Consider the following 18,590-nt stretch of genomic DNA (forward strand, 5'->3'; position numbering starts at 1 on the left):
CCTGTTGCTATATTATCTTCTGCGTAAAGCCAGTTTTTCATTCCCTATTGTTTCTTTATATAAATATTTTTAATTTACTGAAAAATGATATAATAAGAAGACCATTAATATAAGAGTTTGTATGATAAAGGGGATTTTTATGAATAAAAAAGCTTTTGTTATGGCAATGATAACGGTAATTATCTGGGGATCAGCATTTGCTGCCATCCGTGCCAGTTTGCAAGGTGGTTATTCATCTGGCCATTTGGTATTATTTCGCTATTTAATTGCCTCTTTCTCATTTGTCCTATATGCACTCATTCCCGGAGTAAAATTTCGTTTTCCAGCCAAGCGAGACTGGATCCGGCTTTTACTCTTGGGTTGGATTGGCATTAGCACCTATCATATTGGGGTAACCTTTGGTTCGCAAACTGTTTCTGCCGGAACCGCTGCGATGCTTATAGCATCTTCACCCATTTTTACCACCATCATTGCGATATTTGTACTAAAAGAACGGCTTGAGGGAATGGGTTGGGTTGGACTGTTTATTGGTTTCGCAGGTATTGCGATTATTACCATCGGTTCAAATGATACATGGACGTTTTCTCCAGGTATCATTTTTGTGTTAGTAGCTGCGTTGGCGACATCTGTTTTCTTTGTTTTACAAAAACCACTTTTTAATCGCTACAAACCGATCGAATTAACCGCTTATTTTACATGGGCCGGAACCCTTCCATTTTTATTTTTCTCACCAGGTTTAATTGAGGGAATACAACATGCAACGTTAGAAGCCAATTTGTCAGCGATCTATGTAGGAATTTTCCCAGCCGGAATAGCTTATGTTACCTGGGCAATTGCTTTATCTATGGGAAATGCAAGTTCGGTTTCAACTCTTCTTTACATTGAGCCTGTTTTTGCGATTATAGTGGCTTGGATTTGGCTGCAAGAATTTCCAAGTACTCTCTCTATTGTTGGAGGAATTATTACTGTTTTGGGTGTACTTTTGGTAAACTTGTTAGGCAAAAAGAAATCAGTTGGTATGACAATTGATTATTAATAAAGCAACACGCCTAAAATGGTGAACTTGATTGACAAAAAGAGAAAATCAAAACGGGACATATTTTTTAAATAGAGTCCCGTTTTGATTTTTAATGCTTCTTTATTGATTCATGCAATTTGGGTAGTCTGGGGGTATTGACGACTGTCATTGAATTATTTTTCAAGTTTAGGTCCTCTTTAATCTAGGTCTCTTACTTTAAACTGCAGCAAGCCTCTCTCTATCTGGCCTCTATATGGTTCATACTGTTCAGGCAGCATTAATTTTTTACCCATGGTTTCAAATGATTCATCATGCGCGAATCCTGGAGGATCTGTTGCAATTTCAAATAGTATTTCACCATGTTCCCTAAAATAAATCGCATTAAAATAATTTCTGTCTTTGACTGGAGTGACGCCATAACCATTTGCTGAAACATGTTGCTTCCAATCCAATTGGTCTTGGTCATCCACCGCCCGCCAGGCAATGTGGTGTACGGTCCCCACCCCCATTTGTCCACGGCCAATCGGCGTTAATTTAAGATCAATTACATTGCCAATATCGGCGGTTGAACGGAACCGAGTGAAATCTCCCTCAATCCCGATTACTTCAAGACCTAATACCTTTTCTAACAATTCAGCAGTTTTGATCGGCTGGGTTGATAACAGGGTCGCTCCTCCAAAGCCTTTGATAGCAACCTCTGGTGTTACTTCTCCAAAACTCCAGGAATTAATCTCCCCTTCTTCTCTTTCCACTAATTCCAAGTGAAGTCCATGAGGGTCATCAAATTCCAGATATTGCTCCCCAAAACGTTCCATTTTCGTAAAAGGAATATGGAACGTTTCGAGTCTTTGTTCCCAAAACTCAAATGACCCTTTTGGAACAACATAGGATGTAACTCCTACCTGACCGTCACCAATGATTCCTTGACGAGCCCCCGCCCATGGAAAGAAGGTAATAATGGTTCCTGGTTTTCCACCTTCATTCCCGAAGTAAAGGTGATAAGTCTCTGGATCATCGAAATTGACCGTTTGTTTTACTAAGCGCAACCCCAAAACCCCAGCGTAGAAATCCACATTCTCTTGAGGATGACCGACAATCGCTGTGATATGGTGAATCCCCATTGTTTTTTTATTCATTGTGGACAACTCCTATATCAATATAGGTTCTTAACCGAACCAATAGTTTATTTTGTTCCTAGTTCAGACTTAAAACTCTATATTTTTATTTTAACTTAAGAATCTTCATATTGAGATATTTAAAATAATAATGCATCTAGAGCATACTTACCAGGACCTATTAGCGCTACACCAATCGTAACCGCAAGCAAGGTTAAGTTATATTCATAGCCATTGGATGTTGCCCATAATCCATTTGCGCCATGTACCTTCACAATTGCCATTACCATAGTTCCTGCAATTATGATGCCAGCTAGGGGAGTCAAAAGACCAAGAGCAAATAAAATCCCGCCAATAAGTTCGGCTAATCCAGCGAAAAGTGCCATGGGTACGCCTGGCTTCATCCCAATCGACTCAAACCATCCACCTGTTCCTTTTAAACCATACCCACCGAACCAGCCAAACAATTTTTGCACACCGTGACCCACAAAAAGTAGCCCAATTACTAAACGAATAATTAATAACCCAATATTTATCATTTTAAAATCCTCCTAAATGTTTTTATCTCGAATTCGAGATTTATAGTAAAAAAATTAAACTTTATTCCTTACCTTTTTTAACAAGTGAACCAATGTCTCTGCTTCTCCGGAATTTAACGAATCAAACATATTATCCACTATCTGATGATAGTTAGGCATAATTTTATCCATAAAATCATTTCCTTCATCAGTTAATGTCACATGGATAGCTCTTCGGTCATTAGGGCAGTCACTTCGATTCAGTAAACCTTTTTGTTCTAACTTATCTATTACATAGGTCATGGAACCACTTGAGATTAAGATGCAATTCCCAATCTGTTGAATGGTTTGTTTCCCTTTTTGATAAAGTACTTCTAAAACTGAGAACTCCGTAATATTTAACTTGTTTTTTGACATTTCTTCCTTTATTCGATCATGAACTGCTTTTGATGTTTGCATTAATAGCAAAAAGGGTAAATTCGCGCATTTCTTTTCCATTTAACTCACCTCCCATAAATCTCGAATTAATATATCTTGAATATGAGATAATTTTAAAACGAAAAAAGTTATTTGTCAACAACCATTTTGTGTCGTGTGTTTTGCTTTTTGAAAATTTGTAAGAGGGTTCTACTATTAAAAGATGCCCCAATCGCAGATGAATCGGGGCAAATTATTCCTCCACGGCTGATTAATCAGCTATATCTGTTAACTTAAACTTCCCTTTTTTCTCATTTGAGTGATGAAGCTATCCTTTAATATTAACACTTGATTTTTTGTTTTCTAAACCAACTAGATGAAAAATTATCAGCATGTAAAAAAGATATACTGATTAAATTAATTCATTTTTCTTTTTTAAAATTATATAAAGGATGAGGCTGCACACCGAACATAAAAGAGCTAGAGCAGCGATAAACCCGTATCCTGCTTGTAATCCCACTACCTCGTTCACAGCTCCATTAACCCCTTTGAACATCTTACTTACTAAATCAATAATAAAACCTATGATTAGGTTCCCTATTACACTAGCAATCCCCATGAGAGTAACCGTAAAGGTAATCGCTGAACCTGTACCTTTTGGATAACGCTTAGCTAAAAGCGCCATCACCGTTGGATAAATTAAGGCAATGCCCACTCCTGAAATGGCAAATAAGATGGCTCCTTTTTCGCCTGTCAAAATGGCGGCTAAACTACAAATACCTGAAAAAGCGGAAGCAATGATAATTGATAAAGTAAAACCAATTTTATCCGTAACTGCTCCTAAGAAAAGCCTAGCCAGCATAAAGAAAAGGAAAAACATAGACAACATCCTCGAGGCATCTTGGATGTTCCAGCGATAGGCTTTCACTAAAAATTGGACCAGCCAGCTTCCCACCGCAAGCTCTGAGACCACACCAAAAGATAATACAGCTACAATAAGCCACGCAACAGGGTCACGAATAAGCGAACGATAGGAAGTAGTTTTTTCTATTTCATGCGTTTCTTCTGGGAATTTCCCTGCCACTGAAGGAATAATCGGCAGAAGTGAAAATAATAAAACAAACAAGTACATCCCTTTCCATCCAATTTCTTCGCCAAAGACATGCCAGCCCATTATCGATGCCGCTATCGTCGGAGCCACGGTTGAACTTAGCCCGTAAAAGAAGTGCGAAAGGTTCATCATCGTTCCCGTATTTTTCTTAAAAATGCGAGCAGCCATGATTCCTAGACCAATCTCTAAAACGCCGTTGCCAATGTAGAGTAAAAAGAACGAAGCAGACAGCGTAGCATAGTTCACTGAGAGATAAATCAAAACACCTGCTAAGGCCATGGATAAAAAGGCAATGATCCCCGTCCATCTGATGCCTATTTTGTTGCTTAAAGCCGATGTAAAGGAACAGGCAAGCAGATAGCCTAAGGAATTTAAGGCTAATAGAATTCCAATTTGGGACTGACTTAACTGAAGTTGATTTTGAAGGACTGGAATCGCTGGACCCTTAATGTTTTCTGATAAACCAAAAATAAAAAATCCACCAAATACAATACTGATTAACAGATAATAATTGTATTTTGAATGTACCTTTAAGTATGTGCTGCCCTTTTCAGTTCTTAGTGAGTGCTGTTGAGTTTCCATGATTGGTCCTTTCTTTTTGCATACAATTGTAAGCAATCTTGTATTCTTTTTAGTTACTCTATTTAATAATTAATCTTATATTGTATTCGATGAACAAGAATTTATTAAGCTAATGAAGGACTTTATATTGTCCAATATATATCATCTAATTCGTCTTTTCATTTAACTAAGTGCATATAGTTTGATAAAGATTGATACAAATCAGAAAGAACGTCTCTGCTTTTCCAAATAGACAAACAGTTAACATTCTGTAAAGGATGTGGGACCTTATGGATTTAAATACCTTTATCAGATTATATCAAGCATTTTTAAAAGAATGTGGACAAAAAGGCTGGATGATTGAAATTCTTATTGAAGAGTTTGGAAATTATCTTGCTGCTATCACCAATATGGATGGTATTGAAGTACAATTCTATATTGAGTTGGACTTAGAAAATTCTGTTCAGCTTAACGGTGCTGTTAATCAAAGCAGATTGGATTACGGCGTAATAAGGGATGTTGGAGAAGCCGATCTATTCGCTAAAGAAGTACTGGAGGAATTCCACCAGTATTGGGTCAATCATATACCTAAACGGTATTCCAGTTTTATACTCTATAAACAATAAACTTTAATTTTTTTTAAAAGATATAATTGGTATTATATCTTTTTTTATTTGTTGACTGGATTTGCTGTAATAAATGGCAAGACTAGACAACAAGAGGTATTCTTCAAACCATGCCGTACGCATGTAAGCTGGAGGTTTATTAATTGAAATTAAGTGTTCTTGATCAATCAGTCATATGTAAGGGTGAAACAGCTAGTACTGCTTTACAAAAAACCGTTAAACTAGCGCAAATAACGGAGGAGCTGGGGTATACTCGATTTTGGGTTGCCGAACATCATAATACCAATGGAATGGCTGGTTCGTCTCCAGAAGTTCTGCTATCTCATATAGCTTCCAATACTAAAAGAATTCATGTTGGTTCGGGCGGTGTATTGCTCCCTCAATATGCGCCTTATAAAATTGCTGAAAACTTCAAGCTGTTAGAAGCCTTGTTTCCAAACCGAATCGATGTTGGAATTGGGCGTTCTCCTGGCGGTTCTGCGGCAACACGGCTGGCGTTGACAGATGGATTACGAAAAAGCCTGAATGAATTTCCTCGTCAGGTGAAGGACCTCCAAGGTTTTTTACACAATCAATTACCAACTGATCACCCTTTCCAAGATGTACAAGCATTCCCTGTGACAGACCGTATACCGGAGCTGTGGCTTTTGGGAATTACTCACCGGGGAGCAAGGCTCGCCGCAGAGAATGGAACAGCATTTACTTATTGGCATTTTATCACTCCCGTGAATGGAGCGAGGGCAATGGACTATTATTATCACCATTTCCAGCCCTCTTCTGCCTTGACAGAGCCCACAGCGAATGTTTGTGTATTTGTCGTTTGTGCCTCAACCCAGGAAAGGGCCGAAGAATTGGCTTTAAGCCAGGATCTATGGCTATTGGCAGTTGAAAAAGGGATTGACACTAGAATACCGTCTGTCCAAGAAGCAAAGGCCACTTCAGTTACACAGGATCAACGTATGAAAATAGAGGAAAATCGAAAACGGATGATTATTGGTACACCACAAAAAGTCAAAAGCGAAATTTTTCGATTGAGCGAAAAATATCGTGCTGAAGAATTCATGATTATTTCTAACATCTATAACTTCGAGGACAAACTGGAAATCTATAGGTTATTGGCTGAATCCATCATGTAACAAACGAAATGCTAAAGACTTTATTATATTCCATAAAATTCCTTAGTATTTCCAACTAATCTTTCAGAGACTTCTGTTTCTGAGAGTTTTTTTATTTCAGCCATCTTGAAGATGGTTTCTTTCATCATATCAGGATGGGTCATTTTCCCCATAAAGGGACCCTCAAACGGCCATGGACCGTCTGTTTCAATCATCATTAGCATTAATGGGTAGCCTCGAACCAGCCTTTGTATTTTCTCCTTATAGACAATCTCGGGTGTAACAGAAATAAAGTATCCGTTCTGAATCATTCTCGCAACTGTCTTTTCCTCCCCTTTAAACCAATGGAAATGGGCCTTTTCCACTGAATGCTTTTCTAAAAGATCACAGACCTCTGGAGCATCATCATAGACAGCATGAAGTACAATCGGCTTATCCCATTTCTTTGCCAACCTTATGAACAACTCAAGGAGTTCCTTATATTGACCAAACTGAGAGTTAGATACTTTTTGATCCATTCTTAGATAGTATGGCAATCCTACCTCTCCAACCGCCTTCATGTCATTCTGATGTTCCCCCATCCATTGCACCAGCCTCCCCAACTCATGTTCAGCAGGCAGACTTTGCTCAGGATGGAACCCAAAAGCGGGCTTTATCTTTTGATATTTTCTTGATAATTCAAGATTTCTCTTACAAGACTCAAGGTCAAATGAGACCGACAATAAAGCCTCAAGGGAGTCTGAACTTTTCAATATCGACTCTATCTCTTGATCTTTATATTGGTCAACATGAATATGGGCATCGATCATTTTCATATGTATTTACACTTCCAGAACCAATTTATTATTCTTCTAATATGATAAAAGGGCAGCCGCATGAACTGATTACAACAGACCATGCAGCTGCCGATATTGATACTATTCAAAATAAATCTGAAAATTTATCTTTTTGAAAGCGAAAATCTTTCCCCTATTGCTGCTTCAACACTAGATACCATCTTATTCACAGCACTAAATAATGCTTTAATTGAAGAGGTCATAATATCAGCATCAATCCCACAGCCCCAATAAGTAGCGCCGTCTAGAGCCGTGAACCCTACGTATGATACGGCATTAGATTCAGAACCTCTTTCTAGTGCATGTTCCTTGTACACTAAATCTTTAAAATCGAGACCTAATGTGGTTCGAAGACTATTGCTGATGGCGTCAAGTTTCCCATTCCCGATACCAGTCAATTCGTGAACCTCACTGTTGATCTTAACAGATACAGTCGTTTCATATTTTTCACTTTGAGTAAATCTGTAATTGATAAACTCAACAGGGGTTTGAATATTGACATATTCCTTTATGAAAATATCATAGATCTCATTTGGCATTAGCTCTTTGTGCATGTGATCCGAAACATTTTTCACACTATAGCCAAAGCTTTCACGCATCTCCGCCGGCAGATCAAGCCCAAAATTCTGCATCAAGACATATCCGATACCACCTTTACCAGATTGGCTATTAATCCGGATAATATCTCCTTCATACTGTCTGCCGATATCCTTTGGATCAATCAACAGATAAGGGACTGTCCAATATTCATTTTCTCTTTCCTCACGCCACTTCATTCCCTTTGCAATGGCATCCTGATGGGATCCTGAGAAGGCCGTAAAAACAAGTTCCCCACCGTACGGATGTCTTTCATGAACTTTCATTCTTGTTAATTTTTCGTACTTAGCAAGGATATGATAGATATTTTCAAAATGAAGCTTAGGATTTACTCCGTGCGAATACATGTTTAAAGCCAGTGTGACGATATCTACATTTCCTGTTCTTTCGCCATTTCCAAACAGTGTGCCTTCTACCCTTTGAGCGCCGGCAAGCATACCCAGCTCCGCATCGGCAACCCCGGTTCCCCTGTCATTGTGCGGATGAAGTGAAAGGATTACATTGTCCCGGTAGTTTAGATGATCACTCATGTATTCGATCTGACTGGCATAAACGTGTGGCATTGACATGGAAACTGTAGCTGGGAGATTGATAATCACCTTGTTACCGTCAGTAGGCTGCCACACATCAAGAACCCGGTTGCAGATTTCAAGTGCAAACTCCATTTCTGTGCCTGTGAAGCTTTCTGGTGAATATTGAAACTGGAAATTACCTTCCGTTTCGGCTGCGTATTTCTTTACCATTTTTGCTCCGGTTACGGCGATGCCGATAATTTCTTCTTCCGTTTTTTGGAATACCTGCTCACGCTGAGGCACGGATGTTGAATTGTAAAGGTGGACGACCGCCTTATTCACTCCTTGAAGAGATTCAAACGTTTTTTTGATAATATGTTCTCTTGACTGTGTTAATACTTGAATGGTTACATCATCTGGAATTAATTCCTGTTCGATCAAGGTACGTAAAAACGTATATTCTGTTTCAGATGCAGCAGGAAAGCCCACTTCAATTTCCTTGAAACCTACCTCCAACAGTAATTGAAAATATTCCAGCTTCTCCTCTAGACTCATCGGCACAACTAGCGCTTGGTTGCCATCTCGCAAATCCACACTGCACCATGTTGGAGCTTCCTCAATATACTCCTTTTCCGTCCATTTCAAGCTTTTTACTGGAGGCATAAAATAACCTCTGGAATACTTTTCAATATTTTTCATTCTGTTGCCCACCTTTTTATCAATTTAATTAATGATTTAAAAATAAAAAAAGCCCATCATCTCATAAGAGACGACAGGCTTTGCCTACGTGGTACCACTCTTTTTGATTCGTTAAAAACGCATACGAATCCACTTCATGATTTATTACGGTAATCAACCGTTAAGGCCTACCTTTCAGCCTTACCACTCCTGGGTGAGTTGGGGGAGTTATTGACTGTCTCTCACCAACCGACAGCTCTCTAAACAATACATATCCCTTAATACTCCCAATCATTGCGTTTGATTTTTTTGAATTTTCCCTATTTTATTATTTTTTTTTACATTCGTCAACCCTTAAAACCTAATTTTAATTCCTCTTTTTCGTTTTCTAGCCTACAAAGAGGAATTTCCTTTAATGAAAGAAGTGGTTAAACCAACAATGGTAATAGCCACGCATGAATATAGGAAGGTGTCTAATGCCAGTACAGTAAAACCTGCTAAAACAATCAGGCCATCAATGAATATGATCACAAGTGCTATATTTAGGGTGAAATTTTCTGCTATTATTTTAGCGAGCAGGTCCGTGCCTCCCGTACTAGTCTTATATCTGAGCATTAGACCAACGCCCGACCCAATAATGACACCTCCTATTAATGCACTGGCAAGGTGCGAAACAAAAAATTGATTACGAAGGGGAGTAAGCAATTCAATAAACAATGAAGAAAACATCAGCCCTTGTAAATTGCTAAAAAAATACTCTCTTTCATTTATCGATGAAATTAAACAAATCGGGAGGCTCAAAGCCACCATTATAGCACCAGTCTGAAAATGAAAGAAGTAATGAAGTATTAAGGCAATACCAAGAACACCGCCGTCAATTAAATGATTGGGTACAAGGAAAGCGTTGACTCCAATTCCTAATAGCAAGCTTCCAATGATTGTAGCCATAAATTTCTGGAAAATTCATATCACCTTGTCCTGTCTTTTTACTCTATACATATGTCTATATCTCTAGATTATTAATATTGGACAAGTGAAAAATGGACGGGGTAAGCTATTAGAATGGTACATTTCTTTTAGTTCAACTCACTTCTAATTTGCTGCTAAATTTTTTCTATCCACTGCTTTTGGTGGTTGTTCCATCCATCCCTTTTCGATCATCAATTTTGCGGCTTCTTCCACAAAAAGGGAGATTTTCATTAATGATTTTGAATAGATTATCCCTACATCATGCCTTCCATTTACGGCAACTGAATTTCCAAACGCTCTTATTTTCATTGAAAACATATCCATCTTATGAAATAACATTAGCTTATCTGAAAAAGGAGAAAATGTAGATGCTGTTACTAAATGGTCAAGAAAGGGTGGAGACGGCAAATTTTCATCCGAAAGCTTCTGCATATACGCTTCAACATTTTTAGCTGTAAGTTCCCTGCCTTTTTCAAATAACTTCCTAACTTTTTCATCCTTTGCCACTTGTGCAAATGCCATAATAAGAGCTTTACTCGTTACATTATTTTCAATATTATCGTAAAAATGAGCAATTTCTAAAGCATGCAAAGGCCGAACATGTCCGAAAAAACCATTTAAAAAATCCTGATGAACAAATTCTGCTTTATCAGGGACAGGAATAATTGGTGGTTTGATGATAAATCCTTTGTTCATCAGGATCTCTTTGATTTGTTCCATCAAATCCATGGTGGAATGCATACAGTATGTAAAAAACTCTGTTACATCCTTCCGATAAACTAGTGGTAATCCTACGTTATAAATACTCATACCGGCTTTAGCTGCATATTTTAGGTAATGAACATAGAATTGATCTTCAAATAACCGAGGAGCACCAAGGTTTACATCTTCTTTGCTGAATCCTATTGGAATCGGAAAGTTTTCCTTTTCAAAAATTTCTTTAGATGTTTGTATGAACTCTTTGCATAATTTTAAGGCATTCTCTAATAAAGTTTTAATATCCTCATCATCAACGTGTTGAAGATAATAGCTTAAAACGCATTTCGCCATACTGTTTCCTGAATAAGTTGCCCAGAGTTTGCCCATTTCTGCTGATGTTAATTTTTCTTTTGTATTAGTTTTATTTGAACTTAATTTAATAGGTTTAATCGTTTTCATGGGTATTCCCTTCATCCTTATTTTGGGTTAGTTTTCCCTCCATATGAAATCATATACTGGTACCGAATCAGAGAATACTTGGGTTAAAAATAAAAGAAAGATAAATAAAAAAAGAGCATTCAGCTCTTTTATTTATCCTTCAGCACATAAACTATTTTTGCTATAAAAATGAAAAAGAGCCGCCTTTTGTCAAAGCCAAGGTTAGATCCTTATCACAGTTTTATTACAGCAACTTTTTATGATTTTAGACAGCTATAGTTTTTGCACAACCTTATACACCACAACTACAGAAATCGTTCCTCCGTCCAAATTTGCTACCTTAAGATCGACGAAATTCATTTGGTCAAGGGTATTTAAAAAAACATTGACCTGTCCCTCGACATCACTTGGTGGACCCGTAAATATTTTTGTTCTTATCTTACGAACTGTATACTCCATTACGCATCCGCTCCCTTGTATTATTGAAATCTATTGCTACAGCTGTGAATCAGTTGCCGCAAAAAGTCCTGTCACCCTGCTTGTTGTTACTCTGCTTCTTCCTTGTCCTTATCTATTCAGCCAATAGCAGAGGCAGATAATTATCAGACCTCTGCGTTGGCCGGTTAAAATTTGAATCTAAGAATGATTGTTTTTTTGAGCCGCAGCTGACCAAATAGCAAGAATTAAGACAATGATTCCAAAAATGACACTATTCCACATAGCGCCCGCATTGCTGGTGAAACTATACACCCATGGAGAAATGATGAGCCAGACACCGATCAGTCCAGTAAGCCAAAGTTGCCACATCATAAAAACCTCCTATTTAATAATTGACATTAACGTTAACGTTAATGTCAACGTCATTAAAACATATGAAACTTATGAGAATATATTCCAATTCATGTAAGAAGTTATCTTTATTTTTTTGATGAATCGAAAATAGATAGCTGCATATGGAGTGATGAGTATAAGTTGTTTTTTAAATAGTGTAGGGTATTACAAAAAGGGTGATCTGTTGAGTGTGGTGACGTGCGGTTGCTGTAAGGATTTATGAAGATTCTTTAATTTAACGCAATAAAGTAATAAAAAAAACGGACGATTATTATGGATTAGTGAACCTGAGCTGAAAAAGCTGCTTTATCATTTGCAGCTAGACCCGTTTTACTTTTTATCCAATTCGTCCATAAAGTGTAAAGAGCGTTCCACTTGCTCTTGGTAAAGATCGCGCATGGTTTCCACGTTTTCTATTTTCATATTCATTTTTTCTATCAAGTTGTGAAGAACGTCTATGTACTGCCTTACCAACACTCTTTTTTCCTCAGAACTTTCGATATTCTTTTGAAATGTACGTCGTATCTCATTAAGCGACTCCTCTGCGTCCATAACTTCCTGTATCTCTTGAAGAGAGATTCCCAAATAATCCTTCAAGCGCAAGATTTGCTTAAGGCGGTCAATCGTGTTTTGATCATAAAGACGATGCCCTCCATTCGTTCGTAATCCAGGGGAAATAAGACCTACCTCCTCATAATATCGAAGCGTTCTTGGGGTAATACCAAGTTGCCGTGAAACCGCGTCAATGGTCCATACATCGTAAATCTCATTATTCGTCATGCTGAAACACCTACTTTGTACAAAGTTAACTTGGATAAAAGATATAAATCTATTAAAACACATGGATAACTTCCAAGTAAATCCATTTATTAACCAGGCTTTGTACCTTTTTTCTCTAAATAAAAAGAGATGCTGCTCAGCATCCCCTTATTATTAATATTTCACCTCATCTTCACTTTTTTTCCAATACGGCAAAGTAATTGTTTTCACTATCTGCAAAATTGAACACTCTGCCAGTAGGCATAGTGACCATTTCACCAACCGTAACGTTTTGCTTTGATAAGTCAGTATATAATTGATCAAGGTCTTTTGAAAAAAACATTAACGAAGGTGTACCAAGATTTAATTCAGGCTGCATTTTAGAAATTAGTTCCTTGTTGTGAAGGACAATACTTGTCCCGATTTCAGTAGTTGGAGCAATTTCAATCCATCGCAAACCTTGACCGTTATCTTCGTCTGAAATTACCTTAAACCCCAATTTTTCAGTCCAAAATTTCACTGCCTCATCTTGATTATTTACATACAACATTACTTGCCCTAACATATTAATCATACAGTTCACCCTCTATACCATTTTGAAATGATGATTCCTATCAATTTATTGATAGGAATAAATTATATACTATTCAATTTTACCCAACCAAATTAATAATAGATACATTTTTTATGGAAAATGATGTTAAAATATTAAGTAAAAGATAATTACATTATTAATAAATCGACTGAAAAGTTTAAAAAGGGGAGACATTGAACATGACATCATCAACTAAAAGTTTACGGACCTGCTCCAAGGGCCATAAATACTATAAAAGCAGCGACTGTCCGACTTGCCAATTTGTGATAAAGATCAGAAACCTGCCAATGGATTTCTTTCCATTCTCTCGTCCCCAGCCCGACGAGCATTAAAAAACAATGGAATCACTTCTTTACATCAGCTGTCCACCTTCAGTGAAAACGAGATCTTGAAATTACATGGTATGGGACCAGCTTCTTTACCGAAACTTAAGGCAGCTTTGGAGGAAAAGGGTTTATCTTTCAAAGCAAAATAGCTGAATAATATGTTTTATAACTATCTTATTGTCTTAAAATGCTCTTACCTTGTTATTACCTTTTTATTATTTTTTGCTTACGCTTGTCCAAAATCATGTGCATTCAGTAGCTCATGTGTGCCACAAGATAGGTTAATTGGGGATAAATTGCTATTCCGAAGAATTAACCCACTCTTCAACTGACATCACATCTGCTTGACGCGGGAACACTTTTTCAGTCAGAACACGGTGAACCTCAGGGTCACCGTCGAGACAGGAATCCGATAGTACCGTTATTGCATAATCTTTATCCGCTGCTTCTCTTACTGTCGAAAGAACGACTCCACTAGTCGCAATCCCACTCAATATTAACGTGTCAATCCTCTTCGATCGTAGGATGACTTCAAGGTTGCTTCCAGCGAAGGCACTAACTCGATACTTTGTTACGACCGGTTCATTTGGCAGGGGTTGAAGGGAAAGACTTCTTCATGTGTGGTAAACTCCTTCGAGGATTACTAATAATATTTATTCATGCTTCATTTACATACGGTTTTAAAATATTACTGATTATACTCACATAAATCAAAAATAAGCCATAAAGATTCAGTAATTTTTTTAGAAACTGAATCTTTATAGCTTATTTTAATATGATACTTAGGCGTATTTTAGTCCTGCTTGCTTAATATTATTTTTATCGGCTGATCCACAAGGTGTAACCGCATAGGTCATTTCACAGTTTGGACAATTCATAACGATTGTTTTTAAGATAAAAGTTTCTCCACATTCACACGAAATTTCGTGCGCCACTGTCGGTGCAAAGTTTTCCTTCCCTTTGCTTTTCACATGATCCACGACGTCTTTTCCATTTTTTAATTTCGATGTACAACTACAGCTCATTTTTACACCCTCCAAGTACTTCATTACTATTGTATGTTCAGAATATCACATATTTAATTAAAGCTCTGTGTCCAAAAATCAACATGTTCCTTCCACATTTTTAAAAAAGGATATAATTTGAATTACAAATTATATTTACGGTCTGCTAAGGTTTTTATGATATAAAGGAACCCAAAATAAAAGGAACTATCATTTTTATTCAGCCTATTAGTTAGTATTTTTTTCAATTTCATTTTAAGAATAAAGATTTCTCTAGCGCACATTATATTAAAGGCTTGACCATTCAACTTACAAGGGGGATTTTTATGAGCGACTTCTTAGGTTTATTCAGCGATGACAATTCACAAAACACGGAAAATCAAAATAACCAATCCACTTCAAGCAATCAAGGCAATGCAACCAGTTCAACTAGCCAAGATAGCCAAAATAGTCAAAGTGGTCAAAATGATGGATCCCTTCAACTTCATAAAGAAGAGCTCGACATTACGAAAAATAGTGTCGATGCCGGTGATGTCGTGATTTCTAAAGATGTTGTTGAAGAACAAAAAACGGTTGACGTTCCTGTCATGCACGAGGAAGTTGTCATCACGAGAACCCCTATGAATAACGAACGAAGCGATTCATCTTCAATCTCCCAGGAGACGATCACTATTCCAGTGTCACAGGAACAAGTGGAGGTCAACAAGTATGCAGTAACTACTGAGGAGATTTCCGCTTCAAAACGTCAAGTTGAGGAAACGCAGCAAGTCCAGGAGACTCTCAAACGCGAAGAAGCTCATGTTGATACGACTGGAAATGTGAATGTGGTTTCCGATGCGTCAAGCTTTAGCGATATTAATAACAGCTAAAAAAAAAAACACCTATTCATTGCTCAGCAATGAATAGGTGTTTCATCACTTTCCAAAGGAGGGAAATTTAGTTGACTAAACAGCCAAATTCACCATTGAACCCACAAAATGAAATAACGCTCCAATTACATAAGGAAGAAATGCAATTAAATAAAAAATGGGTTGATACTGCCGAAGTTACCATCTATAAGAAAAAGTATGCGGAGGAAAAACAAATTTTGGTTCCTATCACACGAGAGGACCTAATTATTGAGAAAAAGCTAGCCAATCCAAAAAATCCAGCGGATACAAAATTGGAAACCGTCTGTATACCTTTATCTGAAGAGCGGATTGAGGTCAAATTAACCCCAGCTATACTAAATGATGTTGAAATAGATAAGAATCAATATCAAGAACTTATCCGGGTTCAGGAAACCTTAAAAGAAGAGAAAGTCCACATAGAAACTGTTGGTAATGTAAAACTAGATGACGATGATCCTTTATCCTAGGTTGCGTTGACATTTTTAATAATATAAAAAGCAGCCTTGCGTAAAAGCAAGACTGCATTCCAGACTTCTTCAACCAGTTATTTTTTATCTTTCCCCATAAATGGAAGCCCTGAAATATAACCAACATATCCTGGATTTTGTGAACTATTCATTAAATAAGTATGTCCGTCAAGGTTATCGACCATTTGCAAGCCGGTTGATTCCCCGCCTCCCGGTACTGATAGGATCCTAGAAAGTTTTTTCGTATCGACATTGTATGCCCATGTATAGTTGTTTTCATGTTTATCGGAATCTTCAGCGATAAATAAAGTTCTCATATCCTGTGAAAACACTACGTTATCGGGATTCGCAATTTTATCAACGTTGGCCGTGTTTCCGTCCGCGTCCGGAGCTGCTGCTAAATCTTCGCCAATTAAGGTTCCTGTCATGCTTACTGGTACATAATGACTGTTGATTTTCATGCCGTCCATTGTTTTTCTGTTAGGTTGAAAAAATAGTTCATACACTCCCCCTGAACTAATCTTTGGGAGTTGGATATCATCTGCAGGTGCAGCAGGGTCAGTTAACATTGTTTTTTCTTGGTACGAGATAGCAACGTAAGCTTTATTGTCTTTTTCGTTAAAATCAAGACCTTCCATCTTATTAAATTCAACAGTTGCGCCGAGATAAGCCGCATAACGATGGGTTTCTAAGAACGCTGCAGCCGTTTCCATACCTGGTTTGACTTTCACCCACTCCACTTTCCCACTATTTGCGGCTGTTTTGATCGCTTTGTAGCCTTCCGCTTTTCCTTTAACAGCATCATCTGTTGCCTCAAAAATATCACTGATTTTGGTTGTTTCAGCTAGCTTCTCTATTTCCTTATCGTCAGCATGGCCAAGCTTAATCCATTCAAGATTTCCCGAACCACCATTCTCCGTACCGGTTTGGACCCATTTGGCCGCATAAAGTGTACCTGCTGATAAATCCTTTTCATTGTCAGCGACATACATAAACAGCCCGCCAGGATTACTGTCGATTCCATAAATAACCGTTCGGTTATCAGGCATTACCTTCACTCGTTCGAAGGCCATTCTTCCCATACTGTAATGTTTGACTACCTTTGTGGAACCCTTTGCGTCTACTGTTACTTCTGGTACGTGGCCATAGAAGTATGGATTGCCAATTAGAGTTGGATCATTATAATAGTTTTTCATGAAATTAGTAACAGCAGATGCAGAAGGATTTTTTTCATGTGCTCTAGCATCTGGATCTGTTTCTTCCGAGCCAAGATGGGTATTCCATGGAGTCAATAAACCTGCACATGGCTTCCAAATCCCATGAACTGCTGAAAAATCGATAGGTTTTATGTCGATGACAGTCAATTCACCAGTAGCAGGATCCATCTTCACGGTGCTGAGACTCATAGTTCCTGGATTTTCTAGACCACTTTCGTTTTTCGGCATGGATTCATAGTGACTGATCAAATAATATGTATTTTCAGGTAATCCAGAAACCTTCATCAAGCTATTCATATCGGGAGCTGTCGATACATACGGATTTCCATTTGATTTGGTCATTACTTGCCCGTTTGCATTCATGGTCACTCCAGCAATTTTTCCGTTAATCACATCGCCAGGCTTAAACAAGGTTTCATAGCTGAGAGGAACCGTCTTCTTTGTTCCGTCATTGTAGGTCACCTTCACAGATGCCTTTGAATACATTAACTCGGCCTTTTCTTGCTCGGTCTTTGGTGCATCCATTCCGATGAATTCAACTGATTTAATTTTGACAGGTTCTTTAGGGGCTGCCATAACGGCATTAAACGAAGATAGTGTAAACGTTGCTGCAAGTACTGGTACTAAAACTTTTTTCAATTTATCTCACTCCCAAGTTTGGTTTGGTTTACTCTTAAAACAATAACGAGAAACCATTAAGTCCATGTGAAGGGAGTATTTGAGTTGTGTAAATTTTTAGAATTATTTATCAACAAAAAAGTGGACCAGACTCAAAAAAGGTAATCTGGTCTGTGTGATTTAAGTAGTTTGATTCCGTTTATATGTCCTGCAGCAAAGACAAAGGCATATTCATATTTGTTATGCTTAGTAAAGCGATCGATAAATCTGGACTGCTTCCCAGCTTTTCAACTCCGAATTAGGTTAGGTCATTTGCCTCTTTTTCTATTTTAAGAAAACAAATTATCTAGTAACCGCATACACTGTTGGTGAACAACCGATGACAGGGGGTGAGAATAAATGAGTTCTAATCATTTTTGCTGGGGAGCATTCCTTGGATTTTTAACAGGGGTATTTTGGGTACTTGCTGTTGTATTGGGCTGGATTACCACTTTACTTGGAATTATCGGTCTAGGTGGTTTACTTGTTACTGTTATCAACTTCCTAATTGCTTTAATAGGCATTCTAGCGTTCCTTATCTTCGGATTATGTGTTTTCAAAAAAGCATGGCATCACTGTAAGTGAATAAACCAAGGTAAATAATAGGTATTCATTCCTGTAACATACTAAAGAC

General features: G+C 37.7%; 20 protein-coding genes, 2 pseudogenes and 1 other annotated feature. Of the genes and pseudogenes, 7 read left to right on the top strand and 15 right to left on the bottom strand.

Translation table 11 applies throughout. The features are described 5' to 3' along the window. Positions 1–139 precede the first annotated feature (139 nt). Positions 140–1,036 carry a DMT family transporter gene (locus V7077_RS12240; RefSeq protein ID WP_335501853.1) on the top strand — a complete coding sequence of 299 codons (897 nt, stop codon included), beginning with the start codon at positions 140–142 and terminating at the stop codon, positions 1,034–1,036. Positions 1,037–1,215: 179 nt separating this feature from the next. Here the strand turns inward: V7077_RS12240 and V7077_RS12245 are convergent, their stop codons facing one another. The 4 genes from V7077_RS12245 to V7077_RS12260 all read right to left on the bottom strand — a co-directional run bounded on the left by V7077_RS12245 (position 1,216) and on the right by V7077_RS12260 (position 4,761). Continuing rightward, a complete protein-coding gene (locus V7077_RS12245) occupies positions 1,216–2,154 on the bottom strand; it encodes a ring-cleaving dioxygenase (protein WP_335501855.1) in 939 nt (312 codons plus the stop codon). 119 nt (positions 2,155–2,273) lie between these two features. Further along, complete coding sequence (locus V7077_RS12250) at positions 2,274–2,672, bottom strand: DoxX family protein (protein ID WP_335501857.1); 399 nt, start codon at positions 2,670–2,672, stop codon at positions 2,274–2,276. A 54-nt stretch (positions 2,673–2,726) separates the two neighbouring features. Then, positions 2,727–3,149 carry a MarR family winged helix-turn-helix transcriptional regulator gene (locus tag V7077_RS12255; RefSeq protein WP_335501858.1) on the bottom strand — a complete coding sequence of 141 codons (423 nt, stop codon included), beginning with the start codon at positions 3,147–3,149 and terminating at the stop codon, positions 2,727–2,729. A gap of 331 nt (positions 3,150–3,480) precedes the next feature. Further along, positions 3,481–4,761 carry an MFS transporter gene (locus V7077_RS12260; protein ID WP_335501861.1) on the bottom strand — a complete coding sequence of 427 codons (1,281 nt, stop codon included), beginning with the start codon at positions 4,759–4,761 and terminating at the stop codon, positions 3,481–3,483. 269 nt (positions 4,762–5,030) lie between these two features. Here V7077_RS12260 and V7077_RS12265 point away from each other — a divergent pair, with 269 nt between their 5' ends. Together V7077_RS12265 and V7077_RS12270 are read left to right on the top strand one after the other, a co-directional pair. Next, positions 5,031–5,366: a hypothetical protein gene (locus V7077_RS12265; RefSeq protein ID WP_335501863.1), complete on the top strand. Its 336-nt coding sequence runs from the start codon at positions 5,031–5,033 to the stop codon at positions 5,364–5,366. A gap of 143 nt (positions 5,367–5,509) precedes the next feature. Continuing rightward, complete coding sequence (locus V7077_RS12270) at positions 5,510–6,502, top strand: LLM class flavin-dependent oxidoreductase (protein ID WP_335501865.1); 993 nt, start codon at positions 5,510–5,512, stop codon at positions 6,500–6,502. Positions 6,503–6,525: 23 nt separating this feature from the next. Here the strand turns inward: V7077_RS12270 and V7077_RS12275 are convergent, their stop codons facing one another. The 8 genes from V7077_RS12275 to V7077_RS12310 all read right to left on the bottom strand — a co-directional run bounded on the left by V7077_RS12275 (position 6,526) and on the right by V7077_RS12310 (position 13,374). Beyond that, positions 6,526–7,296 (bottom strand): TatD family hydrolase, encoded by a 771-nt coding sequence (locus V7077_RS12275; RefSeq protein ID WP_335501866.1) that lies wholly within the window; start codon positions 7,294–7,296, stop codon positions 6,526–6,528. Positions 7,297–7,421: 125 nt separating this feature from the next. Then, positions 7,422–9,125: a 2-isopropylmalate synthase gene (locus V7077_RS12280; protein WP_335501868.1), complete on the bottom strand. Its 1,704-nt coding sequence runs from the start codon at positions 9,123–9,125 to the stop codon at positions 7,422–7,424. A gap of 63 nt (positions 9,126–9,188) precedes the next feature. Then, positions 9,189–9,408: a binding site (T-box leader), on the bottom strand. A gap of 89 nt (positions 9,409–9,497) precedes the next feature. After that, complete coding sequence (locus V7077_RS12285; protein ID WP_335501870.1) at positions 9,498–10,052, bottom strand: YitT family protein; 555 nt, start codon at positions 10,050–10,052, stop codon at positions 9,498–9,500. A gap of 144 nt (positions 10,053–10,196) precedes the next feature. Beyond that, entirely contained in the window at positions 10,197–11,231 is a 1,035-nt protein-coding gene (locus tag V7077_RS12290; RefSeq protein WP_335501872.1) for a DUF3231 family protein, read from the bottom strand. A 252-nt stretch (positions 11,232–11,483) separates the two neighbouring features. Next, a complete protein-coding gene (locus tag V7077_RS12295; RefSeq protein WP_335501873.1) occupies positions 11,484–11,669 on the bottom strand; it encodes a hypothetical protein in 186 nt (61 codons plus the stop codon). 177 nt (positions 11,670–11,846) lie between these two features. Continuing rightward, positions 11,847–12,020, bottom strand: coding sequence for an SPW repeat protein (locus V7077_RS12300; RefSeq protein WP_335501876.1), 174 nt, complete (start codon positions 12,018–12,020; stop codon positions 11,847–11,849). Between the two features lie 351 nt (positions 12,021–12,371). Continuing rightward, complete coding sequence (locus V7077_RS12305; RefSeq protein WP_335501878.1) at positions 12,372–12,821, bottom strand: MerR family transcriptional regulator; 450 nt, start codon at positions 12,819–12,821, stop codon at positions 12,372–12,374. Positions 12,822–12,993: 172 nt separating this feature from the next. Next, positions 12,994–13,374, bottom strand: a complete 381-nt coding sequence (locus V7077_RS12310) for a VOC family protein (protein WP_335501881.1) — start codon at positions 13,372–13,374, stop codon at positions 12,994–12,996. Between the two features lie 200 nt (positions 13,375–13,574). On the opposite strand from V7077_RS12310, the pseudogene V7077_RS12315 reads away from it, so the two are divergent. Further along, a pseudogene (locus V7077_RS12315) lies at positions 13,575–13,870 on the top strand (RNA polymerase alpha subunit C-terminal domain-containing protein). Positions 13,871–14,020: 150 nt separating this feature from the next. Here the strand turns inward: V7077_RS12315 and V7077_RS12320 are convergent. Together V7077_RS12320 and V7077_RS12325 are read right to left on the bottom strand one after the other, a co-directional pair. Then, positions 14,021–14,323: pseudogene (locus V7077_RS12320) on the bottom strand (cysteine hydrolase family protein); the annotation flags it as partial. Between the two features lie 180 nt (positions 14,324–14,503). After that, a complete protein-coding gene (locus V7077_RS12325; protein WP_335501883.1) occupies positions 14,504–14,746 on the bottom strand; it encodes a hypothetical protein in 243 nt (80 codons plus the stop codon). A gap of 305 nt (positions 14,747–15,051) precedes the next feature. Between V7077_RS12325 and V7077_RS12330 the strand changes: the two genes are divergently transcribed. Together V7077_RS12330 and V7077_RS12335 are read left to right on the top strand one after the other, a co-directional pair. Beyond that, positions 15,052–15,594, top strand: a complete 543-nt coding sequence (locus tag V7077_RS12330; RefSeq protein WP_335501885.1) for a YsnF/AvaK domain-containing protein — start codon at positions 15,052–15,054, stop codon at positions 15,592–15,594. Positions 15,595–15,665: 71 nt separating this feature from the next. Next, positions 15,666–16,082 carry a YsnF/AvaK domain-containing protein gene (locus V7077_RS12335; RefSeq protein ID WP_335501887.1) on the top strand — a complete coding sequence of 139 codons (417 nt, stop codon included), beginning with the start codon at positions 15,666–15,668 and terminating at the stop codon, positions 16,080–16,082. A 77-nt stretch (positions 16,083–16,159) separates the two neighbouring features. On the opposite strand, the gene V7077_RS12340 is transcribed toward V7077_RS12335, so the two are convergent. After that, positions 16,160–17,938, bottom strand: coding sequence for a PhoX family protein (locus V7077_RS12340; protein ID WP_335501889.1), 1,779 nt, complete (start codon positions 17,936–17,938; stop codon positions 16,160–16,162). 378 nt (positions 17,939–18,316) lie between these two features. Between V7077_RS12340 and V7077_RS12345 the strand changes: the two genes are divergently transcribed. Continuing rightward, positions 18,317–18,541, top strand: a complete 225-nt coding sequence (locus V7077_RS12345) for an ABC transporter (protein WP_215041888.1) — start codon at positions 18,317–18,319, stop codon at positions 18,539–18,541. The last annotated feature ends 49 nt before the right edge of the window (positions 18,542–18,590 follow it).

Source organism: Neobacillus vireti, assembly GCF_036962465.1.
GTDB lineage: Bacteria > Bacillota > Bacilli > Bacillales > Cytobacillaceae > Neobacillus > Neobacillus vireti_B.